The organism is Dethiosulfovibrio salsuginis (genome assembly GCF_900177735.1).
Taxonomy (GTDB): domain Bacteria; phylum Synergistota; class Synergistia; order Synergistales; family Dethiosulfovibrionaceae; genus Dethiosulfovibrio; species Dethiosulfovibrio salsuginis.
The window spans coordinates 1-25,588 of sequence record NZ_FXBB01000017.1 but is presented as its reverse complement, the minus strand read 5'-3'; the positions used below and the strand labels follow the sequence as shown (position 1 = coordinate 25,588).

The window sequence follows — 25,588 nt, the reverse complement described above, 5'->3', positions numbered from 1 at the left end:
ATCGACCGCCTTGAAGTGGTCTTAATGGAGGGGTTAACTTTGATTTTGAGGGAAGAAAGAGAACAGGTGGTCGAGTACGGCAGAAAGCTGATGGAGGCCAATCTCACCACAGGGACAGGAGGCAACGTCAGCGTTTTTAACAGGGAGGAGGGCTATATAGCCCTTAGCCCTTCTGGAATGGATTACTTTGACGTAAAGCCCGAGGACGTGGTCATTATGACCCTGGACGGGGGGTTTGTGGAGGAGGATCACTTAGTTCCCACTACCGAGTGGGGACTCCATCTCGGGTTGTACAAGGTTAGACCTGACGCTTCGGCGATAGTGCACTGTCACTCCGATTACGCTACCGCCGTGTCCTGTCTAGGAATAGACCTTCCGGCGGTGAACTACATGGTCGCAGTCGCCGGGGATAGAGTGCCAATTACTCCCTTTGCGGTCTACGGGACTCCTGAGCTCGCTAAAAACGTAGCGGACAATATAGGGGATTATAACGCCGTCCTGATGGCTAACCACGGTCAGATCGCCTTAGGCAGGTCGATGAAAGCCGCCTTTACCGTTGCTCTGAACGTTGAGTACGTGGCCAGGCTTTACATACTGGCGAAAAGCGCAGGGGAACCGGTTATACTTCCCAAAGAGGCCATAGAGGGCACTCAGAGGCAGTTTGCCTCTTACGGACAGACAAAGAAGAGATGATCCCGATGGAGACGGCTGTCCATTGTCTTGCGTTCGACCTCGGAAGTTCCGGTGGTAGGGCTACTCTGGGGACCTATGACGGAGAAAGCCTCTCCCTGGAGACGGTCCACTCTTTTGAGAGACGGCCGATTCGGGTTGGGGCGAGATGGTACTGGGAGGTCTTGAGCGATCTGGAGGAGATAAGAAAAGGTCTTATAAAGGCATCTACCAGGCTTAAAGGCAAGCCGTTCACCGTCGGCATAGATACCTGGGGAGTTGACTATGGCCTAATAGACGAGGCCGGAGACCTCATGGTTCCCGTCCACTCCTATAGAGATCCTAGGACCGAAGGCCTTTACGACGAGCTTTTCGATCTTATACCGAAAGACGAGATTTACCGCCGCACGGGGATAATGTTCATACAGTTCAATACCCTTCTTCAGCTCTACGCCCACAGGAGGGAAAAGCCCTGGATATTCGACCATGCAAAAAGCCTCCTCTTCCCGCCGGATCTTTTTGCGTACTTCCTGACGGGGAAGATGGCTAACGAGGTTACCATCGCCTCCACCTCTCAATTTTTCGATCCATCAAGTCGATCCTGGGCCCCCGATCTGCTCGAGAAGGCCGGGGTGCCTTCCGGTCTGCTCTGTCCCCTTATTTCTCCAGGTACCTTCATAGGTCCTCTGGAGGAAGGTTTTAGGCAGGCATCGGGCCTTCCTGAGGGCATATCGGTGGTAGCAGTAGCTGGGCACGATACCGCCTCCGCTCTGGCTGCTACTCCCTTTGAAAAAGGCGTCAGAAGTTCTTTCATAAGCCTTGGAACCTGGTCCCTTCTTGGAACGGAGCTTGATCGACCGGAGTTGTCCCCTAAATCGATGGAGATGAACTTCACCAACGAAATGGGAGTAGGAGATAAGGTGGTATATCACAGGATAATCGCCGGTCTCTGGTTAATACAGGAGTGTCGGAGAAGCTGGAGGGACAGAGGTTCCGACCTTTCCTACGACGAGATACACAAGGCAGCCCACTCGGCCACACCGGGGCGTTTCTTGTTCGACCCCGATGACCTCAGATTCATGAACCCCGACAATATGCCGGAAGCCATAGGATCGTGGTTTATCGATAGAGGAGAAGAACCTCCTGAAACGGTAGGTGAATTTGCTCGCTCCATCTACGATAGCCTCGCCTCTCGGTACGGTACCGCACTCAGGGATATGGAGGACACCGTTGGGGTCGTGGACAGGATAAACGTCGTTGGAGGGGGGACTAAGGCCTCCCTTCTGTGTCAGCTGACCGCCAACGCCACGGGAAAGACGGTTTTAGCTGGCCCGGTGGAGGCGACGACGATGGGTAACCTGATCTGCCAGCTTCAGGCCTTAGGCGTCGTAGATGGCCTTGACGAAGGGAGGGATGTGATCAGAAGATCCTGTAAACTACATCGCTACGAGCCCAAGCGTCATTGACGGTCTAGTTGACCTGGAGAAATACCGATGTTTATGACTTGGAGGTAGTTTTATGATGAACAAGTTTGTTCGATCGATAGCCTTATCGGCCCTTATGGGTGCTTTCCTGTTTTCCGGCATAGCCGGAGCCAAGGAGTACGAGATAGCCACGGTGGTTAAGATCACCGGTATTCCCTGGTTCAACCGCCTTGAGGACGGTGTAAAAAAAGCTGCAAAAGACCTTAACGTAAAAGCCTATCAGGTTGGTCCCTCCGACGCTGATCCCGCTCAGCAGATCAGGATAGTCGAGGATCTTATCGCCAAAGGGGTAGACGCTATCTGCGTAGTCCCTAACGACGCCAACGCTATGGGGCCGGTCCTCCAGAAGGCGAGAGACAAAGGTATCGTGGTAATAACCCACGAATCCCCAAATCAGCCAGGGGCTGACTACGACGTCGAGGCCATCGACAACGTAGAATTTGGCGAGATGAACTTTGCCTGTCTCGCTGATGCGATGGGGGAGAAGGGAGATTTCGCCATATTCGTCGGCTCCCTGACCGTTCCTCTTCATAACCTGTGGGCGGACATAGGTCTCGAATACGTTAAGAAAAACTATCCCGATATGAAGCTGGTTACCGACAGGATCCCCTGTGGGGAAAGTGCCGAGGAATCCTACAAAAAGACCATGGAGCTCCTTAAGACATACCCGAACCTTAAGGGGATTGTAGGGTTCGGAAGCCTTGGCCCTATCGGAGGAGCTAGGGCGATGGAAAAGCAGAAGGCGAAGCCTGGAGATATGGCCATAGTTGGGACGGTCATGCCTGAGCACGCTTCCAGATATCTCTCCAGAGGTCTCATCACTAAAGGGTTCCTCTGGGATCCTGCGGACCCGGGCTACGCCATGGTCGCAGTCGCCAAGGAAATCCTCGAGGGAAGAGAGATAAAAGACGGCATGGAACTTCCTATGATGACCGGACCTAAAGCCATAACCCTCGATGGAAACATTATAAAGCTTAACGCCATACTGGAGATAACCGCCGAGAACGCTAGAGAGCTTGGTTTCTAGGCTGGTATAATTCTGGAGGTTGTAAAGGGCGGAGCCTTGGACTCCGCCCTTTATTTTCGTCGAAAGTCACAGAACTAAAGTGATAGGATGGGGTTCTCATGAATGAAAAAAAACCTTTCATTGAGCTTCGCAATATCAGCAAACGCTTTGGAGGGGTAACTGCCTTGGATGACGTTGGCCTTTCCCTCTCTCCTGGGGAAATTCACTGTCTGGCAGGTCAAAATGGGTCTGGAAAAAGCACCCTCATAAAGATAATTTCAGGGGTATATCGACCGGAAGATGGGGCGGAGATCTTTATCGACGGCGAATTAGTCGCCTTAGATCCTGCAAAGGCCATAGGCATAGGGATTCAGGTTATATATCAGGACCTGTCTATCTTTCCAGGTCTATCGGTGGCGGAGAACATCGGATTAGGTCAGTACTGCGAAAAAGGCCGTTTTTTTGTGGATAAAGGCCGGCTTGTCTCCGACGCTAAGACGGCTATGAATAAAATAGGGATATCTCTGCCTCTCAGGAAAAAGGTTTCCGAGCTATCGATCGCCGATCGTCAGTTGGTGGCCATATGCCGGGCTCTCGCCAACGATGCTCGACTGGTTATAATGGACGAACCTACCGCCTCCCTCACGAGAACGGAGGTTAAAGCGCTTCTCTCCGTGGTGAAGGAGCTTAAAAACAGGGATATCGCTGTGGTATTCGTATCCCACAGACTGGACGAGGTCATAGAGGTCGCCGAGAGGGTGACGGTCTTAAGGGACGGAAAATCCGTCGGGGTGTTTGAGGCTTCCGAGTTGGACGATAAAAAACTGGCAACCTATATGACCGGTCTGGAGTTCGATATGACCGTTCACGATGTCGAGCACCACCGATCGGTTCTACTGAGCGTAGAGGGGCTTACCAGGCAAAACAACTATAAAGACGTGTCTTTCGAGCTCCACAGAGGGGAGATACTGGGCATCACCGGTCTCTTAGGTTCTGGTAGAACCGAGTTAGCCTTAAGCCTTTTTGGAAAAAATCCGCCTGACTCAGGAACGATTGCCCTCGAGGGGAAGTACCTCTCCCTCAGTTCCATAAGGGACGGCATTTATTCCGGCATCGGCTATGTATCGGAGGACAGGCTGACGTTAGGTATAGTGATGGACCAGTCTATAAGGGATAACTCTGTATTGACCGTACTGGACAGGCTGAAGTCTTCCTTTGGGACTATAGACGGAACAAAAAGGGATCAGCTGGTCTCCTCGTCGGTTCAAGAGCTATCGGTCAAAGTCTCCGACGTAAACCTTCCGGTAAGAACCTTGTCCGGCGGAAACCAACAGAAGGTGGTCCTCGCTAAATGGCTGGCGACCAAGCCCAAAGTGCTCATTCTAGATTCCCCTACCGTAGGGGTGGATATAGCCGCCAAAAAGGGAATTTATGACATAGTCAAAAGTTTGTCTGCCAAAGGTATGGGCATTATTATGATCTCCGACGAAATACCGGAGGTCTACTATAATTGCCATAGAATTATCACGATGCAAAGGGGCAGGATCACCGGTGAATATAGGCCTACGGAGACATCGGAGCAGGACCTGGCCTCAAGGATAGATGAGGTATAGATATGGGCGATTTTTTTAAGAAAAGCGAATTCTATCTGACGCTGGTGCTATTCGTCATGATGGCGATTTTTTCGATAGGTTCGGAGGAGTTTTTCTCTCTCGAAAACCTCTTTGATCTGCTCCTGAGCTACTCCTTTGTGGGGATAATGGCGGTAGGTCTTCTCGTGGTGTTGATCTCCGGAGGCATAGACATATCCTTCACCGCTACAGCTACGGTGGCTCAGTACTCTATGGCTCTGGTTATAATGGATCATGGTGGAGGCTGGATAACCGCCTTTGTCGTAGCCTCGGCGGTGGGAATAGCTCTAGGCTGGATCAACGGATTTTTAGTCCATCACCTGAAGGTCTCCGCTATAATAATAACTATAGCTACTCTTAACGTTTTTTACGGTCTCCTCGTCTTTGTCACCAAAGGCCGGTGGCTATACAGTTTCCCCGATTGGTTTGGCGACGGTATAACTCTATTTTCATTTGGTCCTGACGACATTTACTCCCTTTCCTTGCCTGTGGCTGCTTTGCTGGTTTCGGTGACCCTTACCTGGATTTTGCTTAACCTAACTGTAACAGGTCGCCGAATATACGCCATGGGGGGAAATCCAGATGGAGCCAGGCGTATGGGGTTTAACCTTTTTCGGCTTCGGACGTTCGTCTACTGTTACATGGGGCTTATGGCGGGAATAGGGGCTACCGTGCAGGCCCAGCTTCTTCAGACCGTGGCTCCTAATTCCATAGTTGGCAGAGAGATGGAGGTGCTCGCAGCGGTGGTCTTAGGCGGAGCGAGCTTAAGCGGAGGTGAGGGATCGGTTATGGGAGCGGTCCTTGGAGTGGCTATTATAGGGATTCTCCAAAACGGACTTACTCTTCTCGGCGTTTCGTCCTACTGGCATAAGGTCGCTATAGGTTTGGTAATACTGTTAAGCGTTGCCATGACTGCATGGAACAGGCGGAGAGAGGATATGAAGGGGGCGGAGATAGATGTCCTTCCCTAAAGACAGAAAAATACTTCGTCTTGTGGTCATACTTCTGGCTTTGGTGGGAGGCTTTGCCCTCTTTCTCGGTAAGGGCTTTTTTAGCGGGGCAAACCTCCAGTCCATAGCTTTTCAGCTCCCTGAGCTTGGGATACTGACCTTAGCGATGATGATCGCAATGATAACCGGAGGTATAAACCTTTCGATTATAGCTGCGGCCAATATGTCCGGCATCGCCACAGCTTGGGTTCTCACGTCCTTTATGGTGGGAAGCCCTGTCTCCATAGTTGTTGCCCTGCTCTCCGGTGTGGTCGTTTCTCTCTGTATTGGGGTGATAAACGGGGTTTTGGTGGCCTACGTAGGGGTTTCAGCTATCCTGGCGACTCTGGGAACTATGACTCTCGTCGAGGGAATAAGCGTGCTCCTTACCCAAGGCTCGGTTATCTCCGGTTTCCCCAGCGGGTTTCTGTTTATCGGCAACGGAATGATTTACGGAATACCACTGCCTTTAGTTATCTTTCTGTTCTGCGCTCTTGTTATGGGGGTGTTGCTGGAGAGAACTCCCTTTGGAGTCTACTCCTCCATGATAGGATCCAACTCGAAGGCCGCCGAATTCTCCGGTGTTCCGGTCAAAAAAGTCCTCGTCTCGGTTTACGTCCTCTCAGGGCTCCTGGCTGGGATAGCGTCGATTATAATGATATCTCGGTTTAATTCAGCTCGGGCGGGATATGCCTCGTCCTATCTATTGGTGACCGTCCTGGCATCGGTTTTAGGTGGGGTAAACCCTGATGGGGGTTTTGGAAGGGTTGGAGGAGTGGTTCTGGCCCTGATAATTCTTCAGGTCATATCCAGCGGTCTCAACCTTTTGGGGCTAAGTTCCCATCTGGGATTGGCCCTGTGGGGTGCTATACTGATAGCGGTTATGGTTCTTCCTCTGTTGAGCGGAAAGAACCGTTCCGAGTAAAATCTATACTGGGAGGTGTCCCATGTTTCGTTGGGGGAAGGAAAGTCTCGATCGTTTTATATCCGGTATACCTACTCCTCTATATTGGGTTGCCGTAGGCTTCGGTGTATTCCTATCCATGGGTTTTTTGCTCTCCCTGCTGGGAATGGTGTTACCTCTGATACTTTTTGGGGCGGTCGCCTGGTTTTTGCTGGGGTGCGTAAGGGATCCCAGGTTTTACGACCTGGTAGATTGGGTCAAAAAACAGGGTCGACGATAAACTGTCCATATGGCTTTTGACCTCGCTTTAGAGTAAAATTGGCCTGAGATTGAGTCCCTTCAGCTAAAGTGGGACTTAGAGAGGACGTGAACTCGTAATGGACAGCGTTTGCTATGCTCAGATAAACGGAGTTGAGCTTCGGGACATGGAGGAGCTCAACGGGGAAGAGGTTCTCTACAGGGCTAAAATATACCTGGACGAGAAGGAGATCGGAACCATGGAGGAGGACCTTGAGGGCGGATCGGTCGTTCTTGACGTCCTTCCAAGATATCAGGACGTCCTCAAATCGAGGATCAACGATTACATAAAGGCCATGGAGATGGACGGAGACGAAGAGACTCCTGACAGAGACATCTTTTTCATGGACCTGATAGATATGCAGATCTTCTACGGAATGTACAGAGAGGGACTCTCGGAGGGATATTTCTGTCTGGTGGTCGACGCCAGTGCCGAGGATATTCAGATCTACAGCGTCGAGACGGAAGACGACGTAGAGGAACTCATCAGGGAGAAAAACCTGACCGATTTTGAGGTCTACACCTCTCCTAAGGATTTTATAATTAGCTGTTAGTCGTTAAGTCAAGAGGAGGAGCTTAAGCTCCTCCTCTTGACTTAGTCGTCCTCAGATATGGGAGTTCTGTCGTCTTTAGGGCTCTCGTCGTCCTTTATAAACTTAAACGGATTTTCTCCGATGCTATCAAAATAATCGTCGCTCTTCCAATTTTCCATGCCGTCCGCCAACTTAAAAACCTCCTTTTACCTTGAAAGCTGTGTTGCATTGTACGACGACATGATGTATAGTGCAACGGAATTAGACAGGAACCTCGTTCAGGAAGCCGGTGAAAATCCGGCGCAGCCCCGCTACGGTAAAGATGACGAAGAGGACACACGCCACTGGCTATCGCTGGGAAGGCTCCTCCTAGGATGAATCTAAGTCCGGATACTGAACGTACCGATCCTGTGTATCGTGTCTCCTCGAGGGCGGAGACAGGGATTTTTTCGTGATCTATGGCGGCCCTCGGGCCGCCTTATTTTTTTATTGGGGGATTCTTTTAGGATGAAAAAAACTCGCTATTCCTTCGCGCTCTCTGTGTTGATGGTTCTCTGTGCCTTCGCTGCCTGGGCTTCCGGCGGGCTGGGGGGAACTCCCTACAGTCTGGCTACCTTAAGTGACGGCAGAGTGGTGTACACCACCTCGGAGGAATTTAAATCTGGTGCTATGGGGATAGTCGATCCCTCCTCCGGGGCCATATCCTCCGCCGTCAGGTCCAACCTTGGTGGGGACGCCGCGGTGTTCTCCTTCTCCAAAGGGGGTACGGACAGGGTTCTTCTAGCGAATAGACTTTCCTGGGGTGCCCAGACCGAGATACAGATATTCAACCCCTCGGACTGGAGCAATCCTGAGTGGAACGGCACGGTTAACGGAAATCTCAAGGGTGTCGCAGTTCTGTCCGACGACCTTTATCTGGCCTACTACGGCTCTGGAAAGGGGCTTGGAAGGTTGGAGAAGAGGCCTCTCGACAGCTACGGTACGGTGACCCTCTCCAGGGACATCTACAAAGTCGCCAGCGAGGATAAAGGGGAGTCCGTTCTCACCACCGACGGTGGACGGCTCTTCTTGATGGTCCAGGGTTTTGAGAGTTTTCCCTCCAGCATGGATAACGGTGCGCTTGTACAGGTCAGCCCCACCGACCTAACGGCAGTGGCCTCGGTGGACGTAGGTATCAACCCGGTGGGGATGTCCTCCAGAGGCGAGGCCGTCTACGTGGCCTCTAACGGCAACTACAGCTCTTCAGCCCACAAGGCTTGGAGGATAGATGGAAGCAATATGGCCCGGTCTGAGATAAAGTTCGCAGGCTTTCAGGACAGCGGAGAGTTCGTCCAGGCCCTTTTCGACAACGGCACCAAGATATTCGTCGTGTCGTCGGTTTTCGACGTTGCCCTTGGGGTGAACCGAAACAAAGTCTACGTCGTCGACAGACCATCGTCGTGGACTACCCTAACCGATATCGCCCTTGGAGCCCCAGCGACCACACTGGACGGCTGGACCGTAGGTTCCACTTTGGATGTAAAAGGCCGTCTGTGGGTCTGCTCGTCCAACGGTACCGAAGGATCGGTGAAGGGAATAGGTTCCGACGGTTCAGTTGAGACCTATCCCTCCAGCTACCCCGACAGCGGCGGTAGCGGTGGCGGTTGCTCTGTCGGCTTCGCCCCTTCCGCTATGTTCTTATTTGCCCCCATACTGCTTCTTTTCAGAGGCAGGTAGTGTACAGAAAAAGGCGACCTCAGGGTCGCCTTTTTCGATACAGGAGGATATAAAAAGTGAAAAAAGATCTATTTAAGGTCGCCTTGACGGCGGCCATCTGCCTTTTTACGGTCCCGACCATGGTAGGAGCCACAACCTTGGCCCCTGTTTCGGTAACCGCCTCGGCGGTCGAGGACCAGGATCTCTCCCCAGGCTCTGTCACGGTGATCCGGCCGGATAGCTATTCCGGTGAGATGAGGACCCTGCCAGACCTTCTATCCAGGGTCGCCGGTGTGTCCATCTCAAGCGGAGGGGGGCGGGGAGCCAGGGCGGTCGCGTCGGTGCGGGGAAGTACCTCCGCTCAGGTAGCGGTTTACGTCGACGGAGTCCTGTGGAACCTGGGAGGGGACTCCGCCGCCGATCTATCCACTATACCCATCGAAAGGGTTGAGAAGATAGAGGTCTATAGGGGCTACGTCCCCGCCACCTTCGACCTATCCGGCATGGGAGCGGTTATAAACGTGGTCACCATAGCCTCGGAGGCTGGAGAGGGCGCTTTAGCCCTGGGAGTCGGCGACCTAGGCTACTCGTCCGGTTCCCTCAGGTACGGCACGAAGCTGGGGTCAGGAACCTTGTCTATAGCCCTTGAGGCTAAGTCCGAAAAGGGCGATTTCCCCTATCGAAACGACAACGGTTCAATAACCCCTACCGACGACTACAATACCAGACGGTGGAACAACGGTTTCTGGGAGGAGGGGGGCACTATCCGCTGGAGCGATGGAAGCTGGCGTATTGCCGCGACTATGAATAAAAGACACAGAGAACTGCCCCTTCCTGCTCCAGGAAACGACAAGGGGGCGGACATCCAGGGACCGTGGCAGGACGTTGAGAGACGGGCCTTTTCCCTGGGTAAATCCTACAGCACCGGCGAGGTCGATTGGGGCTGGTCACTGGACCGCACCGAGGAGGATAAGGATTTCTCCGACCCCCTCGACCGTCTCGGCAGTTTAGGTGTGAAGAGGTCGACCTATAGGACCGTCAGAGACGAAGGTGCCCTGTTCGGCTCGGCCATGGCGGGAGACCATTTTCTAGAGCTGACCTTAAAGGGAGGAAAAGAGGCCCTGGACGTGGACGGGGATACGGTGTCCTCGTTGGGCGGCATAGGTCGATTTGAGAGGGACAGTTTCTCCGCTGTTCTACAGGACACCGTCCCTATGGGTGACGTGATAATTACGCCCCTCCTTAGGTGGAACAAGGTGGACGGGGAGAGCGCCCTATCCTGGGCTGTCGGAGCTCAGTGGAACTGGACCCCCAGCTGGATGGTCAAGGCCACAGTAGGTTACTCCAAAAGAGCTCCTAATTTCTACGAGACCTACGGAGATGGAGCTACCATAATAGCTACCCCTGGCCTTAAGTGGGAGGAGGGGACCCACTGGGATCTAGGGGTGCGATGGGACGGTAGGCTGGGTGATGCCGACGCCACTTTAGGGCTCACCGCCTTCGGAATGGACATGGACGACCTCATAGAGTACGTTCAGGTCAACCAGAGGGTCGGAGCCTACAGAAATATCGGTCAGGCCATTATAAGAGGTCTGGAGCTTGAAGGAGATTTTCGTTGGGAAAGGTGGACCTTAGGACTCTCTTGGACCTTCATGGACGGAGAGAATCGAACTCCAGGCTATCGCTACGGCAAGGCCCTGCCCAACAGGCCGGAGAACTCCCTGGACCTTAGGCTAACCAGGCTCCTCTCGCCCTCTATGTCCATTTTTGGCGAGATCCAGCACAGAGGCACGACTTTCTTAGATATGGCGGAACAGATCGGCCTTTCCGATCTAACCCAGTTCAACCTGGGATTGAGGTGGTCCATTAAAGAGGGTCACCTGGTCTCCCTAGGGGTCGACGACCTCTTCGATAAAGGTCATGAAGTAACCCAGTTCGCCACAGGGGTCGGTGGGGAGAGGCTTCCCTGGTACCCTCAGGAGGGCCGAACCTGGTATCTATCCTATTCCTGGAGGTTTTGATTGAATTGAAAAAACATGCCGGTTTTTTTGCTGTCATAGTTCTTTTTGTCTCCTCCTCCTCCTTCGCTATGGAGATCAAGGAGGCGTCCAACCTCATAATTGAGGAGGTAGAGGGCCACCATATGGTCACCGTTCCGGTGCCCTACTACGGAGCCTCCGCTCCGGTCAGGTATCTTCTGGTCCCAAAGGGAGAAGCTGCCGTTCAATCCATCCCTGACGTCGTCGCTGTAGAGGTTCCCCTTGAGAGGGTGGTCATAGGCACCACCTCAGCCGTGGCCTGCCTCGATGTCCTGGGGTCCCTGAATAGCCTCATAGGTCTGGCAGGGGGGAAGTACGTCTACACCGATTCCCTCCGAGAGCTGAACCTGCCTGAGGTGGCCTCCGACGGTGGAATGTCCAGGTCACTGGACAGGGAGAGGCTTATATCCCTCTCTCCTGGTGGGTTTATAACCTACCTCTACGGGGAGGAGGAGAGGCGGGACGTGGATTTTCTCGCAGGATGTGGCATACCCGTCCTTTTTATGGCAGAGTACCTTGAGGAATCCCCCCTGGGAAGGGCGGAATGGATAAAGTTTATAGGCCTTCTCGTAGGAAAGGGGGAGGAGGCGGAGGCCTTTTTCGATAAAGTCGCCTCTCGATACAGAGAGTTGGAGGCTCTAGGAGCCCTGGAGCAGGACAGGCCGGTAATAATGTCCGGCGCCCCCTTCGGGGGAACCTGGTATGTTCCAAAAGGGTATAGCTGGCCCTCGATACTTTTCAGGGCCGCAGGAGGGATCTCGATGTGGGATGACCTCAAGGGGACCGGAACCGCTCCTATGGATCTGGAGGCGGTCCTAGACAGGGCGGTATCGGCGGATCTTTGGGTCAACTGTGGAACATGGCGTTCTCTGGATGACGGAAGGTCCTCCGGGGTTCCCGTGGAGGCCATATCCCCCTTTAAGGCGGGGAGGGTCTACAACAACGACAACCGAATCAACGAACACGGAGGCAACGACTACTATCAGCTTGGGGTTATCAGGCCCGATCTGATCTTGTCGGACCTCCTGTCCATAATCCATCCCTTGGCTTTGCCGGACCATGAACTGGTTTTCTACCGTAAACTCCAGTAGATCTAGGGTCCCTTTGTCTCTCTGGCTACTTCTTGTTCTCTCCCTCGTCGGTACTATGGTGGCCGGGCTTTCCCTCGGATCGGTCTCAATCCCACCTCTCTCCATATGGGATACCCTCACGGGAGGTGATGTACCTTCTAGCTGGAGGACTATAGTTCTGCACCTAAGGCTTCCCAGGGTCTTGGCCGCCGCCATGGCAGGAGGAGGTCTGGCCTGTTCTGGGCTTCTGATGCAGACTCTGTTCGGAAACGGCCTAGCAGGTCCGTCTGTTCTCGGCGTGAGCTCCGGAGCCAGCCTAGGTGCGGCGGTGGCCCTTTTGCTGTCCCCCACCGAGGGGGTTCTGTCCAAGCTGGGTCTTCTGGGCAGCTCATTCTTCGGAGCCCTTCTGGCGATGGCCCTGGTGGCTGCGGTGGCGGAGAGGGTCAGAAAGGGAGCGACTCTGCTCATCCTCGGCCTTATGATGGGATACGCCATAAACTCGGTGGTATCGGTCCTCATTCAGTGGGCCCCTGCTGAGAGGGTTCACGGCTTCGTCTCCTGGAGCTTCGGGACGTTCGCAGGCATCGGCTGGGACAGGCTGCCATGGATGGGATTAGCTCTCTTTGTAGGGGTGATCCTGGCCCTGATGGGCCATAGGCTGTGGGATGCCTTTTTACTAGGGGAGAGCTGCGCTGCCACAGTAGGGGCGGACGTAACCTCCATCAGACGACGGATGATAATGATAGTGGCCATTTTGGCCGGAACGGTTACCGCCTACTGTGGCCCTGTTGCCTTTTTGGGAATAGCGGTTCCCCATCTGGCACGGGGGCTGATCGGTTCGGCGAGACATCGTTATCTCACTCCTGCCTCCATTCTGACCGGGGCCACCCTCGCGGTCCTTGCGGACCTGTTCTCAAGGCTTCCCGGAGGAGCGTCGTCACTTCCTCTCAACGCTGTGACCTCACTGATCGGGGCTCCTGTGGTGGCTTGGGTGGTTATGAAAGGGGGAGATCGATGACCGATATTCTGAAAACAGAGAACCTCTCGGTGGGCTATGGAGGTCGATCGGTGGTGTCGAAGATCAACCTAAACCTCTATCCCGGAGAGATAGTCTCCCTTCTGGGGCCCAATGGATCGGGAAAATCAACGTTGCTCAGGACCCTTCTGGGCCTTCAAAGTCCCCTGGAGGGGGAGGTGCTTCTGATGGATCGTCCCCTGAACGGTCTATCTCCCTCTCAGAGGGCCAGGCTTATGGGGGCTGCTATGTCGGACAGGCCCAGACCCTGGGGGCTTACAGCTTTAGAGATGGTGGAGCAGGGCCGGTTCTCCAGACAGCCGGACGAGATGGCCTGTCTTAATGCTTTGCGGGATATGGACGCTCTTGACCTGTCCGACAGGTTTCTAACCGAGCTGAGCGATGGGGAGCTCCAGAGGGTCCATATAGCCCGTGCACTGGCCCAAGAGCCGTCTTTGTTGCTCCTTGACGAGCCAACCTCCTTCCTGGATCAACCCAGAAGGGTGGAGGTGCTGCGGAGACTTGCTGACCTAGCTCGGGAGCGGGATCTTTCCGTCCTCCTTTCCCTTCACGATCTTGACCTGGCCCTGACTTTCTCCCATCGCTGTCTCCTCATCGGTGACGGAACCCTCACGTCCGGTACCCCTGAGGACCTAGTCCTGAGTGGAGTCCTGGCGACGGCCTACGGTCAGCCCAGGGATTGGGATCCTCTGGGACATCCCGAGCTGGACTGTCCTCCTGTGTTGGGAGAGGTTGACCTTAACTGCCCAAAGCCCATTTACCGTTGGGTCGTCAGAGGGCTGAGGCGAAGGGGATTCGTTCCCGGTGTCGGCCCGACCTTAAAGGTCGAGGATGGAGAGGGGACCACGTTCTCCCTGGATATGGACGGAGAAACCCGGGTAGCCTATCGTCTGGACGACCTGTTGGACATGCTGTTGGAGGTCCACCGTGGCTAGGCTGACGAGGACCGACGTGGAGGAGGCCTTGGCCCGGTGGAACCTGTCTCACGATCCATCCCTGGACGATGCTTTGAAAGATGTAGAGGAGCTCACAGAGGAAGTGGTCGGCTGGATCGTGGTGTCTCCCGATCAAGTCCCCAAAAAAGGTGGCTGGGGAGAGGGGGTTACAGCACTGGTCCTTGGGGCTGGCACCGTTGGGCCTAAGCTGTCCTCCCTGGCTGAGTCCGGGGATCCCTGGCTCAAGGCCATGACCGTCGCCATGCTGGGAAAGGGACAGGACCGTTTTTTCAGGATTGTGGAGGCGATTGGGAGGTTAAGGCTGGATCCGATAGGGGCCTTTCACACCCCTGGGTCGGCAGGGGAGATGGATCTGTCGGTGAACTCGGTCATAGGATCCCTTCTGGACGTCCGATCCATAGGCATAGAGGTCCAACAGGACGGAGGGCTTTCTCCTTCCTACTCCTGGATCGGCATAGTCCCCCTTGGCGAGGGAGCCAAGAAGGTGTCCTTTCTGTGCTACAGGTGCCCTTACTCGGGATCCTGCCCCCTGAGAAGAGAATAGAGCACGCCGGACTTAGTCCGGCGTGCTCTATTCTATATGAGCGATATATAGCCCTCGTCCACCGGGGAGTAGTCACCGGGGAAGAGGCTGTCGTAGACGACCTTAAGGTCCGTGTCCATTATCATCAACCTGTTTCCAAGAGGGACCGCCGGGAGCTCCTTGATCTCCTCGCCTATCCTGTATAGCTGGTTTTCCCTGGGTGTAGACGGAAAGGGATCGCCCTGGTAGACCGGAAGAGACGACACGTCCCGGTAGCGGTAGGACGCCACGTCGCAGTACTCCACTCCTCCGACGGCGTAGAATCGGGGGTCCAGCAGGTCCCTGCTGCCGTTGGTGGGGGTTTTGAGGAATCCCTGGCCTCTATGATCGTCCAGAGGCGTGACAGGAGCGTCGTAGTGGTCGTATACGTCGCTGTCCTCCTTCTGGGCGAAGGACAGCAGGTATATACCCCGATATCCTGGAAGTTCCGATACCGTGAAGGCGGTCATGTTCTCGTGGATAACCATGTCGTTGGCGGACAGGTCGTCGGCTATATAGGACTTTCCGACCCTGTCCCTCCAGAACTGGAAGTCCTGTTTGCCCTCTTTAGCCTTCATGGCTATAGGGAAGGTCCTGCCCTTTCTGGTCAGCATCATGAAAAAGTCGTCCCCTGAGCCCTCAAAGGAGATGGCTATACGGTCCTCCAGGGACTCCCAGCTGTCTCCGTTCCAGAGCAGGTCCCTGTAGGGCCTGGTCTTACTGCCGTTAGTCCCCTCTTTGACGGCGTCGGCGAAGACTCCGGTGACCTTAAAATTCAGTATCCCACTGGGAACCAGATAGGTCCCAGCCTGGGCCTGGATCTCCTCTGGAGTCAGTGTTTTCCCTCTGGTGTGGATGTTTATGCCCCTGTCCATCATGGCAACCGACAGCAGTTTTAGCCCCAGGTCGCAGACGTCCAGCTTGCAGTCGTGGGTCTCCGATATTGCCAGCACCGCCCTGTGTTTGGGGATAACCATAAACTGGGTGGTGAACTGGAAGCTGTTACCCCCTTTGAGGAGGACACCATCTCCCAGGTCGTAGTCGGGATCTCTAAAGTCCACGTTGTCCCAGCCCAGGCCGAATAGCTCTGTCCTGTCGTCACCTGACAGAAAGGTCCTGCCCTGGGGCTTGGCCATCTCCTCCATGGAGGCCATCGATATGACCTGATTTCCCCCTAAAAACAGGTTCCCGAAGCGGCACAGGTCGGTCATGTTGGTGGTCATTCCCGCCGCTCCCTGGATCATAAGGAGTTCCCCTGGCTTGTCTCCCTCCCTAACAAGAGGGTAGTTCTCGTCCCTGGTGTCCGAGAGCCTCGTGGAAGGAGCCCCTATGGGATCGGTTATCCGTTCCTTGCAGTATTCGCTGTAGGCCAGTCCAGATACCTTGGCCACAACCATCTCCGCTAGTGTGAAACCGTCGTTGCAGTAGACCGCGTACTCTCCCGGTGAGGCTTTCAGGCTGCTTTTGGACAGGTAGTCGTAGACGTCTCTGTAGTAGTCGGGCTCGGATAGGTCTGAGACCGAAAAGCCTCTCCACTGGGTTCCAGGCAGCCCGCTGGTGTGGCTCAGACAGTGCCTCAAGGTGATGTCCCTGTGGCGAGGGTCCTCCATGACGAAATCGGGCAGATAGGTAACGATCGGCTCGTCAAGGTCCACCTTTCCCTCCTCCGCAAGCTGCATCACATCCACGGAGCAGTATATTTTCGAGATGGAGGCGACGTTGTAGGTACACTCCAGCGTGGCAGGGGAGTCCTCGGGCTTGCCCTGGGTTCCAAGGGCGTCCACCGCCACAAATTCCCCGTCTATCATGATCCCGTATGATATCGAAGTGTGTTTTTTCGGCAGACTGTCTCCCACCATGGACGACAGTCTGTAGGTAAGTTCGTTCATCGTTCTGTGGTCTTCCTTTCTACGATTGGGCTATGTCCCTCCAGTGGTGGCATGAGACCGACCTCCCTGGCTCTATTTCCTCCAAAATCGGCATTTCCTTAGAGCATATATCGCTGGCGTAGGAACATCTGGTCCTGAACTTGCACCCCGAAGGGGGGTTCATAGGGCTCGGGACCTCCCCCTCCAGCTTGATTCTGGAGTCCCTTCCCTCGAAGTCCGGGTCCGCTACGGGTATGGCCGATATGAGGGCCTTGGTGTAGGGGTGAAGGGCCTGGGAGAATATCTGATCGCTCGTCCCCACCTCGACCAGACTACCTAGGTACATTATCCCGACCCTGTCCGATATATGCCTGACCATCGAGAGATCGTGGGATATGAACAGGTAGGTCAGGTTCTGCTCCCTCTGCAATTTTATCAGGAGGTTGACTATCTGGGCCTGGATGGATACGTCCAGGGCCGATATGGGCTCGTCGCAGACGATGAACTCCGGGTCCACCGCCAGTGCCCTGGCTATCCCAACCCTCTGTCTCTGACCGCCGGATAGCTCGTGGGCGAACCGACTGGCGTATTCGTCTCTGAGCCCCACCTTTGCCAGTATCTCAAGGACCTTGGTCTGTTTCTCCCTCTCGGAATACTTAAAATGGACGCCTATCCCCTCGGCAACTATCTCGCCTATGGTCATCCTGGGGTCCAGCGACGAGTAGGGGTCCTGGAATATTATCTGGGCGCTCTTCTTGAAGGACATGAGGTCTTTACCACTCAGGGCGGAGATGTCCTGGCCCTTGAAAAGTATCTGCCCCGATGTGGGCTCGTAGAGCTTCAGCACCGTCCTGCCGCAGGTGGTCTTGCCGCAGCCAGACTCTCCCACCAGCCCCAAGGTCTCTCCTCTGTCTATGGAGAAGGATATGTCCTGTACCGCCTTCAGGGTCCTGTTTTTTCCCACGGAAAAGTGTTTCGAGAGGTTTTTTACCTCCAGGAGTTTTGTCATGGATCACGCCTGCCTTTCGTAAAAGGTCTCCACTTTTGGAGCCATGGGATGTTGCAACCAGCATGATACCCTGTGCTCGTCGGACAGGGTGGTCTCCTCGGGCATCCTCTCTTTGCATATGTTCATGCAAAACTCGCAGCGAGGGGCGAAGGGACAGCTGGTGAGGGGCAGTATCAGGTCTGGCGGCGTTCCCATCAGGGAGTAAAGCTCCTTTTTCGTCTCCCGTCCGGGCTTGGGAACCGAGCTGAGCAGAGCCCAGGTGTAAGGATGACGGGCCTGGTGGAAGATCTCCTCCACCGTCCCTCTCTCTATAACCTGACCGGCGTACATGACCTGGATCCTGTCGGCGAAGTTGGCGACGACCCCAAGGTCGTGGGTGACCAGAATGATAGAGGTTCCCAGCCTGTCCTGAAGCTCCTGAAGGAGGTCAAGTATCTGGGCCTGGATAGTGACGTCGAGGGCCGTAGTGGGCTCGTCGGCTATTAGAATCTGAGGCGAACAGGCTAGGGCTATGGCTATCATAACCCTCTGTCTCATACCTCCCGAGAGCTGGTGGGGGTAGGAGTCTATCCTCTTCTCAGGGTCCGGTATCTTGACAAGCTCAAGGGTCTTTATCGCCTCCTCCCTAGCCTGGGCCTTAGTGATCCCCTTGTGGAGTATCAAGGTCTCCATGATCTGCCTTCCACAGGTCATGGTGGGGTTCAAAGACGTCATAGGATCCTGAAATATCATGCTCACGTCGTCCCCTCGGTACTGTCTCAGCCTCTTTTTCCCCATGGACAGGACGTCCTCGTCGTTAAAGGCTATCTTAGACTGAGGCTTTATCTCGGCGAAAGGGGGCTGAAGAAGCCTCATCAGGGCCTTGGCCGTGACGGTCTTTCCGCAGCCCGATTCACCGACGAAGGCCAAGGTCTCACCTCTGCGAAGCTCGAAGTCCACCCCTCTGACCGCTTTGACCTCTCCTGCGTAGGTGTTGAAGGAGACCTGAAGGTTCTCCACTTTTAGTATGTTATCCACGGCGATCTCCTACTTTCTCAGCCTTGGGTCAAGGGCATCTCTGAGGCCGTCTCCCAGGAGCGTGAAGGACAGCATGGTGAGGGCTATCATCAGGGCAGGGAAGAACATCTGGTAGGGATAGAAGGTGAAGGACGTCTGGGCCATGGCCGCTAACGCTCCCCAGCTGGTGTTAGGGGGCTGTATCCCGAGTCCGACGTAGCTTAAGAAGGCCTCGGAGAAGATATAGCCCGGTATGTCGAAGGTTATGGACACTAAAACGACGCTGAGGACGTTGGGGATCAGGTGTCTGGTGATAATCCTCCAGGGGCTTACCCCCAGGGCCTGGGCCGCTAAAACGTAGTCCTGGCCCTTTATCTGGAGCACCTGGCCTCTCACCAGCCTGGCGGTGCTGCACCACCCAGTCAGGGTCATGGCCAGTATGAGGGTGAATATGCCCTGGCTCTGTAACACTACCGATAGAAGGATGACCACGATAAGATAGGGCACGGAGATTATTATCTCCACGATCCTCATCATGATATCGTCGATCTTGCCCCCCAGATAGGCCGAGATCCCGCCGTAGAGACAGCCCACCACCGAGGATATAAAGGCTCCCGCAAGGCCTATTATGAGAGAAACCCGACCTCCCTGACATACCCTGGCGAACATATCCCTGCCCAGTTTGTCCGTTCCGAACCAGTGTTTAAGGCTGGGGAACTGGTTTCTGGCGGTCCTGTCCACCTCCTCGAAGGCGTAGCCGCTTATGGAGGGGCCAAAAATTACCATAAAGCCTAATAACATCAGAATAATCAGGGCGACCAGGGCCATCTTGTTCTCCTTGAACCGTCTCCAGACGTCCTGGAGGTAGCTGACCTTGGGCCTGGCTATCCTCTCCGCCTCGGAGATCTCCGGCCCGACTATTACGAAGCTGTCGTTTGTGACGTTGTCCATGGTTGCCTCCTAATCCCCAGCCAGACGGATCCTGGGATCCACCAGCATGTAGACGAAATCGACGATCAGCTGCATGACTACGAACAGGGCGGCGTAGAATACGGTGGTTCCCAGGGTCATGGAGTAGTCGTTGTTGTTGATGGAGCTGATATAGTAAAAGCCTATTCCCGGTATGCTGAACATCCTCTCGACCACGAAGGCGCCGGTGAATATGCCGACTATCCTGCCCGCCAGAATGGTTATGGCGGGAAGCATGGAGTTTCTCATGACGTGTCTGGTTATGACCTGGAACTCGCTCAGTCCCTTGGCTCTGGCTGTGAGGATATAGTCCTGCCCCAACACCTCCAGCATGCTGGACTTGATGTACCTGGCGTAGGTGGCTATGGTGCCGAAACAGAGGACTATGACCGGCAGCACCATGTGCTGAGGTTTTCCCCAGCCCGACGTGGGAAGCCAGCCTAGCTTGACGGAGAAGAAATACTGAAACAGCGAGGCCAGGACGAACACCGGTATGGTTATCCCAAGGATGGCTATAAACATGACGAGGTAGTCGGGCCAACTGTTTTTATAAAGCGCCGCAACTATCCCCAAGGATATGCCGACTATCAGGCCGACGATCAGGGCCAATCCTCCGACCGCAGCGGAAACCGGTGAGGTCTGGACTATGGTCTCGCTGACCGACCTGCCGGCGTAGACGACGCTCTCTCCCAGATCTCCCTTGAGCAGGTTTTTCATGTATATCAGGTATTGCTGAAAAAGAGGCTTGTCCAGGCCGTACTTGGCGTAAAAGTTGGCCTTGGTCTGCTCCGGCAGGGCTCTGGCAAGGCTGGCCAGAGGATCTCCCGGGATGGACCTCATGAGAAAAAAGGTCATTGCTATGACAACCAGCAGGGTTAGGATCATGTAGGAGATCCTCTTTAAGATATATTGAGCCAAGATAAACTCCCCCTTCCTAGAGAAAAGAGACAACGTTTTAGACGTTGTCTCTTTTTTTAGCGATCTTACGGGCTTTTTGTTTTATTGCCTGCCGGTGGTGTACATATACTTGTAGCCCATGCCGGAGAAGCCCAGGGTCGGGAAGCCGTTGACGTAGGGCTTCAGGAACTGGTTGGTCCTGGCGGTAGCGACAGGAGACACGACGCAGTTTTCCTTTATGAGAATGGTCTCCGCCTCGATGTAGTCCTTAAGCCTCTTTTCCGGGTTCATCTCGGTGGCCGATCTCCTGATCAACTCGTCAAATCTGTCGTTGCTCCAGCCGGTCTTGATGGCGTCGTAGCTGGATACGAAGAGGGAAAGCACGTCGTAGGGATCGTTGTAGTAGGCACCCCATCCCATAAAGCCTATCTGGTAGTTGCCCTTCTGGACGTTGTCGTAGAATATTCCCCACTCGGAGTAGCTTATCTTGACGTTTACTCCAAGCTCGGTCTTATAGACCTGCTGGAGGTACTCGCCCATGGTTCTGAACCACTCGCTGGTCCCGGCAAGGGAGAAGGTTACGTCCAGCTTCGAGGGATCGTCCCCCAGACCGAGCTCACTCATCCCCTCTATGAGGAGGTCTTTGGGGGTCTTCCCCTGGACCTTCAGCTCTTCCGCCATCTCGGCTATCATGTCGCCAGCGGCCTCTCGGTAGTTTACATCTCCGACGGAAATGGTCGGGACGACCCATCCGTAGGTAGGTATCCTCAGGCCTCCGAAGCACATCTCGTTGATGTCCTCTCTGTCTACGCAGATCGTGAAGGCCTTTCTCACGTTGGCGTTTTTGAACAGGTCATCCTTGTTGTTGTAGAAGGCGTAGGAGAGCGTGGCGGTGGCGTAGGGGTTGAAGGTGGATTTTGTGCCCTTGAAACGGTCCACCCATTCCGCCTGTCCGGCTATGACAAAGTCGAGCTCACCGCTTAGGAAGGCGTTGTAGTAGGTCGTCTCGTCGGGCATTATGGCTATGTTGACCTTGTCCAGCTTGACGTTCTCGGCGTCCCAGTATCTCTCGTTTTTGACCAAGGTCATGGAGTTGTTTCTGACCCAGGAATCTATCCTGAAGGGGCCGTTGGCGATAAAGTATCTGGCCTCAGAGCCGTATTTGTCCCCCCACTCCTCAACCTTGTCCTTGCGAAGAGGGTAGTAGACGGTCTCGTTGATCATGCTCAGAAATGCAGGGGTGGGAGCGGAGAGGGTTATCTCCAGGGTCATGTCGTCTATGGCCTTTACACCGAGCTGCGAGACCTCCATCTCGCCCTTGTTGACCTGGGAGAAGTTGAGGAGAGCCTCTAGGAAGAAGCTGTTAGGCGAGCCGGTCTTGGGGTCGGCGGCCCTTTGAAGGCCGTAGACGTACTGTTCCGCTGTGACAGGAACCCCGTCCTCCCAGTGGTTCTCCCTCAGGTGGAAGGTCCAGACCTTGCCGTCGTCGCTGACGTCCCAGCCTTTGGATCCAGAGGGGACCATCATGTAGTCCCCGTCTTTCTCCTCCATCCTCACGAGCCCCTCCATGACGTTTCTCATCATGGTGCTGGAGTAGGTGTCCGAACGAAGGGTCAGGTCCATGGTGGATGGGTCGGCGACCAGATAGTCGTTGACGAACTGATTCTCGTCCAGCTTGGTCTCGGCGGCGAAGGACGACGATCCTAACATGGCTATCGTGATGACCGTTCCTATTGCCTTCAGTAGCTTTCCTGATACTCTCACTGAAATTCCTCCCTTGCTTTTTTTTGTACCTAACGCAATCCTAACCGTACCTGTTTGATCTATTAGGAAACCAAGTTTATTATAGAAAGCTGAACATGGACGGTCAAGGTATATTGTCTACAAATAGGATAACCTTGCGTTCAAAAATGAACTTAATTATATTGATCAAAAAATCTCTTCTATCATTTTTATGGTTTACTCTTTTGGACCCATAGTGATATAGTCCCTACCTATAGACCTTGACCATAAAAGGGGCTTTGCCCAGGAGAGGATGAATAACATGAGGGCAGTGTCGGTCCGTCCTTTAGACGACGGAGCGAAAGGATTTGTGTTTGTGGTCGTAGCCGGTGTTCTGTGGGCGTTGGTGAGCCCTGCCTCCAGGGTTTTAGGGGGAATGGGCGTGGATATGGTCACGGTGGTGACCCTGAGACAGGCGGTGGCTGCCCTTGTCCTTGTCCTTGTCCTTGGCCTATGGCTTTTTGCGTTCAGGAGGGACTCCCTCAGAATAAACCTTAAGACCGCCGGAGCGATGGCTTTGTTTGCCCTTACCGGGCCCCTTGCGGCCAACCTGGGGTTCATGATGTTCCTAAGAACCCTATCGGTACCTGTGGGGATGGTGATCCACTACACCTTTCCTCTTCTTACCGCCTTGGGCGCTCTTTGGATAACCAAGGAGAGGCCCAGCCTAGGTGAGTGGCTTGGGGGGACCATGATAATAGCCGGTCTCTCCGTGGCCGCTGGTGGGACAGGGTCGATATCCACGGCTGGGGTGATGTGGGGTGGGATAAGCGCCATCGCCATGGCGGTCCAGTCCCTCTTCGGGCGAAAGGTTTCCTCCGGTCGTTCCATGACCCCTGTGGTGCTGCTCTTTTACTCCAACGCCCTGGGGGTCCTCTGGCTACTCGGGGGCAGGTGGCTTTTTATGGGGGCCCCTATATCTCCAATCCCTATGGAGGGTATACTCTGGGCCTCCTTCTTGGGACTGGCCGCCAGCTGTCTGGCCTACGGCCTCTACTTTGAGGGCATGAAGTATGTCACCGCCTCCTCCGCCAGCCTTGGTGTGACCGTTGAGATAGTCGCAGCGACCTCCATGGCCGCAGCCATGCTGGGGGAGTTCCCCTCCGCCAGAGAGGTCGTCGGCTGTGCCATGGTCATGGGAGCGGTGGTTCTGGCCGCCTTCTCCAGAAAGGGACGATGAGATGTGAGGCCCCCATCGACACTTGAGGCGTTTGCCCCTTTAGGGCTTATGTTGGCCTTTTTAGGGGCTCAGATAGCCCTCACCGGCGACTTCAGGCCCCATATGGCCCTCGTGCTGGCCGTGGCTGCGGGGACTATCTCGGGTCTCTCCAGGGGCTACAGCTGGAGCGTTATATCCGGGGGGATGTTCCAGGCATGGGCTTCTGGGTTGCCGGTACTGTCCATTTTCGTGTTCTTAGGGGTATTAGTGGCGTCCTGGACCTTATCCGGGACGGTCCCCTTTCTGGTAAAGCTGGGATTAGGGGCCATAGTGCCTGATCTCTTCCTCCCTGTTGCCTTTGCGGTCTCCGCTCTGACGGGTATCCTGCTCGGCTCGGGTATCTCAACCGTAGGGACCGTGGGGATCGCTCTGGCAGGGGTGGGAAAGGGACTCGGTATTCCACTCTGGCTCACCGCCGGTGCGGTGGTGTCCGGGGCTTTTATGGGAAACAGGACCTCTCCCATATCGGATACATCCATCCTGGCCCCTCAGATGTCCGAGGTCGACAGGAGGGCTCACATCAGGGTGATGGCCAGATCCGCCCTCGTCCCCTTTGCCTTTTCCCTGGTCCTGTACTACATAGTGGGGCTATTTGTCCCCCTGGCTTTGACCGATCCAGAGGAGTCCTATGGCGTCATACGGTCTCTGGAAAGCTGTTTCAATCTGTCCCCTGTGGCCCTTCTGCCTGTCGCTGTGGTCCTTGCGCTGGTCCTGTCGGGGATCGAGCCTCTTCCGGGGTTTTTCCTAAGCTCCCTATCCGCCGTGGTCGTAGCCTATCTGTATCAGGGATGGGACCTCAATATCATACTGTCGGTACTTATGGATGGCGGCAACTTTTCCACCGGCTCCATCGTCGCCGACGGCATAGTCAACAGGGGAGGGTTGGGATCGGTCTCCATGCTGTTCATGATGGTATCCATGGCCCTCTGTATGGGAGGGGTGTTAGAGACCGTGGGCTCTATGGAACGAATACTGAAATCCATAGTCTCCCTTAAGGGGGTACTCCCTCTGGGATGTCTGGCTCTCCTCACGACAATGCTGGTGTCATCGGGATCCGGCAGCGGTTCGGTGGGCATAGTGGTCTCCGGCAGGATGTTCAACGGGGTATACAGGGATTTGCAGGTGGACAGGCTGTGGCTCTCCAGGTATCTGGTCGAGGGCTCTATCCTGATAGTCCCACTGGTCCCCTGGGCCGCCTGTGGGGCCTTCGTGGCCTCAGCAATGGGCCTGTCGTCCTCCGATGGCTCCATGTTCATGTACATTCCCTTCTCCTTCTTCTGTCTGATATCGCCCCTATGGGCTTTGCTGTCCCCTAAGATCGACGTTTAGCTGTGCCTTGGGGTTTTTCCGATTGGGAGTATAATTGTGACGAGTTCGTGGATTTTTCTCAAGGTCCATAATTTATCTCTACAGGAGGAATAAATATGTCTAAGCTACCGGAAAACGTTATGAAGGCGTGGGACGAGAGGGACGGCGCTGTGGTGCTGTCCACCGTCGACGATCAGGGGGTGCCAAACTCCATCTACGCTACCTGCGTCGGTAAGTTTGACGATGAAACGCTGGTCGTGGCGGATAACTATTTCGACAAGACCAGAAAGAACCTGCTGTCCGGCAGCAGGGGCTCCCTCCTTTTCATAACCGGGGACGGAGAGGCCTTTCAGGTCAAGGGAACCTTGGAATACCACTCCGAGGGGCCGGTGTTCAACGATATGAAGAGCTGGAACCCGGTAAAACATCCGGGACATGGAGCCGCCGCCTTGAAGGTGGAGGAGGTCTATTCGGGGTCTAAAAAGCTTCTGTAGGCCGTTCGGATAACAAGAAGTAGGACCGGGAGTGGTTTATCGCTCTCGGTCCTGCTTCTTATTGTCTTTAGGGAACCTCTAAAAACTCTAATCCTCGGAGAGATCGTTCCGACGGAGCCCATTTGAGCCCGTATACTCGACCTGCCGTCGTGTAGTCGAATGGGGCGACAGGACG

The 25,588-nt window shown here is 54.7% G+C and carries 24 protein-coding genes and 1 riboswitch; of the genes, 17 read left to right on the top strand and 7 right to left on the bottom strand.

Annotated elements, in window-relative coordinates:
• The first annotated feature begins 39 nt into the window (after positions 1-39).
• The 8 genes from B9Y55_RS07460 (at position 40) to B9Y55_RS07425 (ending at position 7,534) form a co-directional block, all read left to right on the top strand.
• On the top strand, positions 40-693 hold the full coding sequence (locus tag B9Y55_RS07460; protein WP_085544742.1) for an L-fuculose-phosphate aldolase: 654 nt from the start codon (positions 40-42) through the stop codon (positions 691-693).
• Between the two features lie 5 nt (positions 694-698).
• Complete coding sequence (locus tag B9Y55_RS07455; RefSeq protein WP_159448277.1) at positions 699-2,135, top strand: rhamnulokinase; 1,437 nt, start codon at positions 699-701, stop codon at positions 2,133-2,135.
• A 52-nt stretch (positions 2,136-2,187) separates the two neighbouring features.
• The gene (locus B9Y55_RS07450; protein WP_143340864.1) at positions 2,188-3,180 is read left to right on the top strand and encodes an autoinducer 2 ABC transporter substrate-binding protein; all 993 of its coding nucleotides are present in this window, start codon (positions 2,188-2,190) and stop codon (positions 3,178-3,180) included.
• Between the two features lie 98 nt (positions 3,181-3,278).
• A complete protein-coding gene (locus B9Y55_RS07445) occupies positions 3,279-4,772 on the top strand; it encodes a sugar ABC transporter ATP-binding protein (protein ID WP_085544740.1) in 1,494 nt (497 codons plus the stop codon).
• 2 nt (positions 4,773-4,774) lie between these two features.
• Positions 4,775-5,761 (top strand): ABC transporter permease, encoded by a 987-nt coding sequence (locus B9Y55_RS07440; RefSeq protein ID WP_085544739.1) that lies wholly within the window; start codon positions 4,775-4,777, stop codon positions 5,759-5,761.
• A complete protein-coding gene (locus B9Y55_RS07435) occupies positions 5,748-6,704 on the top strand; it encodes an ABC transporter permease (protein WP_085544738.1) in 957 nt (318 codons plus the stop codon). The genes B9Y55_RS07440 and B9Y55_RS07435 overlap by 14 nt, the downstream gene beginning before the upstream one ends.
• 22 nt (positions 6,705-6,726) lie before the next feature.
• Complete coding sequence (locus B9Y55_RS07430; RefSeq protein WP_085544737.1) at positions 6,727-6,963, top strand: hypothetical protein; 237 nt, start codon at positions 6,727-6,729, stop codon at positions 6,961-6,963.
• A 97-nt stretch (positions 6,964-7,060) separates the two neighbouring features.
• On the top strand, positions 7,061-7,534 hold the full coding sequence (locus B9Y55_RS07425) for a hypothetical protein (RefSeq protein WP_085544736.1): 474 nt from the start codon (positions 7,061-7,063) through the stop codon (positions 7,532-7,534).
• A 41-nt stretch (positions 7,535-7,575) separates the two neighbouring features.
• Here the strand turns inward: B9Y55_RS07425 and B9Y55_RS13605 are convergent, their stop codons facing one another.
• Positions 7,576-7,704: a hypothetical protein gene (locus B9Y55_RS13605; RefSeq protein ID WP_268753288.1), complete on the bottom strand. Its 129-nt coding sequence runs from the start codon at positions 7,702-7,704 to the stop codon at positions 7,576-7,578.
• Between the two features lie 88 nt (positions 7,705-7,792).
• Positions 7,793-7,909, top strand: a riboswitch (cobalamin riboswitch).
• A gap of 144 nt (positions 7,910-8,053) precedes the next feature.
• On the opposite strand from B9Y55_RS13605, the gene B9Y55_RS07420 reads away from it, so the two are divergent.
• The 6 genes from B9Y55_RS07420 to B9Y55_RS07395 are packed head-to-tail and all read left to right on the top strand — an operon-like array spanning position 8,054 to position 14,853.
• Complete coding sequence (locus tag B9Y55_RS07420) at positions 8,054-9,229, top strand: YncE family protein (protein WP_143340863.1); 1,176 nt, start codon at positions 8,054-8,056, stop codon at positions 9,227-9,229.
• A gap of 56 nt (positions 9,230-9,285) precedes the next feature.
• Positions 9,286-11,229, top strand: a complete 1,944-nt coding sequence (locus tag B9Y55_RS07415; RefSeq protein WP_085544734.1) for a TonB-dependent receptor plug domain-containing protein — start codon at positions 9,286-9,288, stop codon at positions 11,227-11,229.
• Positions 11,226-12,338, top strand: coding sequence for an ABC transporter substrate-binding protein (locus B9Y55_RS07410; RefSeq protein WP_143340862.1), 1,113 nt, complete (start codon positions 11,226-11,228; stop codon positions 12,336-12,338). The genes B9Y55_RS07415 and B9Y55_RS07410 overlap by 4 nt, the downstream gene beginning before the upstream one ends.
• On the top strand, positions 12,307-13,335 hold the full coding sequence (locus B9Y55_RS07405) for a FecCD family ABC transporter permease (protein ID WP_085544732.1): 1,029 nt from the start codon (positions 12,307-12,309) through the stop codon (positions 13,333-13,335). Before B9Y55_RS07410 ends, B9Y55_RS07405 begins: the two co-directional genes overlap by 32 nt.
• Entirely contained in the window at positions 13,332-14,288 is a 957-nt protein-coding gene (locus tag B9Y55_RS07400; RefSeq protein WP_085544731.1) for an ABC transporter ATP-binding protein, read from the top strand. Before B9Y55_RS07405 ends, B9Y55_RS07400 begins: the two co-directional genes overlap by 4 nt.
• Positions 14,281-14,853, top strand: a complete 573-nt coding sequence (locus B9Y55_RS07395) for a hypothetical protein (protein ID WP_085544730.1) — start codon at positions 14,281-14,283, stop codon at positions 14,851-14,853. The genes B9Y55_RS07400 and B9Y55_RS07395 overlap by 8 nt, the downstream gene beginning before the upstream one ends.
• A gap of 32 nt (positions 14,854-14,885) precedes the next feature.
• On the opposite strand, the gene B9Y55_RS07390 is transcribed toward B9Y55_RS07395, so the two are convergent.
• The 6 genes from B9Y55_RS07390 to B9Y55_RS07365 form a co-directional block, all read right to left on the bottom strand.
• A complete protein-coding gene (locus tag B9Y55_RS07390) occupies positions 14,886-16,730 on the bottom strand; it encodes a serine hydrolase domain-containing protein (RefSeq protein ID WP_268753290.1) in 1,845 nt (614 codons plus the stop codon).
• Between the two features lie 49 nt (positions 16,731-16,779).
• Positions 16,780-17,748, bottom strand: coding sequence for an ABC transporter ATP-binding protein (locus B9Y55_RS07385; RefSeq protein WP_085544728.1), 969 nt, complete (start codon positions 17,746-17,748; stop codon positions 16,780-16,782).
• A gap of 3 nt (positions 17,749-17,751) precedes the next feature.
• A complete protein-coding gene (locus tag B9Y55_RS07380) occupies positions 17,752-18,765 on the bottom strand; it encodes an ABC transporter ATP-binding protein (RefSeq protein ID WP_085544727.1) in 1,014 nt (337 codons plus the stop codon).
• Between the two features lie 9 nt (positions 18,766-18,774).
• Positions 18,775-19,695 (bottom strand): ABC transporter permease, encoded by a 921-nt coding sequence (locus B9Y55_RS07375; RefSeq protein WP_085544726.1) that lies wholly within the window; start codon positions 19,693-19,695, stop codon positions 18,775-18,777.
• 9 nt (positions 19,696-19,704) lie between these two features.
• Complete coding sequence (locus B9Y55_RS07370) at positions 19,705-20,631, bottom strand: ABC transporter permease (RefSeq protein WP_085544725.1); 927 nt, start codon at positions 20,629-20,631, stop codon at positions 19,705-19,707.
• An 81-nt stretch (positions 20,632-20,712) separates the two neighbouring features.
• Positions 20,713-22,374, bottom strand: a complete 1,662-nt coding sequence (locus B9Y55_RS07365; protein ID WP_085544724.1) for a peptide ABC transporter substrate-binding protein — start codon at positions 22,372-22,374, stop codon at positions 20,713-20,715.
• 271 nt (positions 22,375-22,645) lie between these two features.
• Between B9Y55_RS07365 and B9Y55_RS07360 the strand changes: the two genes are divergently transcribed.
• The 3 genes from B9Y55_RS07360 to B9Y55_RS07350 all read left to right on the top strand — a co-directional run bounded on the left by B9Y55_RS07360 (position 22,646) and on the right by B9Y55_RS07350 (position 25,413).
• Positions 22,646-23,572 (top strand): DMT family transporter, encoded by a 927-nt coding sequence (locus B9Y55_RS07360; RefSeq protein ID WP_085544723.1) that lies wholly within the window; start codon positions 22,646-22,648, stop codon positions 23,570-23,572.
• A 3-nt stretch (positions 23,573-23,575) separates the two neighbouring features.
• A complete protein-coding gene (locus tag B9Y55_RS07355; protein ID WP_085544722.1) occupies positions 23,576-24,940 on the top strand; it encodes a Na+/H+ antiporter NhaC family protein in 1,365 nt (454 codons plus the stop codon).
• A gap of 95 nt (positions 24,941-25,035) precedes the next feature.
• The gene (locus B9Y55_RS07350) at positions 25,036-25,413 is read left to right on the top strand and encodes a pyridoxamine 5'-phosphate oxidase family protein (RefSeq protein WP_085544721.1); all 378 of its coding nucleotides are present in this window, start codon (positions 25,036-25,038) and stop codon (positions 25,411-25,413) included.
• The last annotated feature ends 175 nt before the right edge of the window (positions 25,414-25,588 follow it).

Bases quoted from the DNA above. Each gene is read 5' to 3' on its own strand.
- B9Y55_RS07450 (WP_143340864.1), top strand. From the start codon at position 2,188: ATGATGAACAAGTTTGTTCGATCGATAGCCTTATCGGCCCTTATGGGT.
- B9Y55_RS07430 (WP_085544737.1), top strand. From the start codon at position 6,727: ATGTTTCGTTGGGGGAAGGAAAGTCTCGATCGTTTTATATCCGGTATA.
- B9Y55_RS07385 (WP_085544728.1), bottom strand. From the start codon at position 17,748: ATGACAAAACTCCTGGAGGTAAAAAACCTCTCGAAACACTTTTCCGTG.
- B9Y55_RS07400 (WP_085544731.1), top strand. From the start codon at position 13,332: ATGACCGATATTCTGAAAACAGAGAACCTCTCGGTGGGCTATGGAGGT.
- B9Y55_RS07425 (WP_085544736.1), top strand. From the start codon at position 7,061: ATGGACAGCGTTTGCTATGCTCAGATAAACGGAGTTGAGCTTCGGGAC.
- B9Y55_RS07360 (WP_085544723.1), top strand. From the start codon at position 22,646: ATGAATAACATGAGGGCAGTGTCGGTCCGTCCTTTAGACGACGGAGCG.
- B9Y55_RS07350 (WP_085544721.1), top strand. From the start codon at position 25,036: ATGTCTAAGCTACCGGAAAACGTTATGAAGGCGTGGGACGAGAGGGAC.
- B9Y55_RS07455 (WP_159448277.1), top strand. From the start codon at position 699: ATGGAGACGGCTGTCCATTGTCTTGCGTTCGACCTCGGAAGTTCCGGT.
- B9Y55_RS07390 (WP_268753290.1), bottom strand. From the start codon at position 16,730: ATGGTGGGAGACAGTCTGCCGAAAAAACACACTTCGATATCATACGGG.
- B9Y55_RS07375 (WP_085544726.1), bottom strand. From the start codon at position 19,695: ATGGACAACGTCACAAACGACAGCTTCGTAATAGTCGGGCCGGAGATC.
- B9Y55_RS07405 (WP_085544732.1), top strand. From the start codon at position 12,307: ATGAACTGGTTTTCTACCGTAAACTCCAGTAGATCTAGGGTCCCTTTG.
- B9Y55_RS07445 (WP_085544740.1), top strand. From the start codon at position 3,279: ATGAATGAAAAAAAACCTTTCATTGAGCTTCGCAATATCAGCAAACGC.
- B9Y55_RS07435 (WP_085544738.1), top strand. From the start codon at position 5,748: ATGTCCTTCCCTAAAGACAGAAAAATACTTCGTCTTGTGGTCATACTT.
- B9Y55_RS07440 (WP_085544739.1), top strand. From the start codon at position 4,775: ATGGGCGATTTTTTTAAGAAAAGCGAATTCTATCTGACGCTGGTGCTA.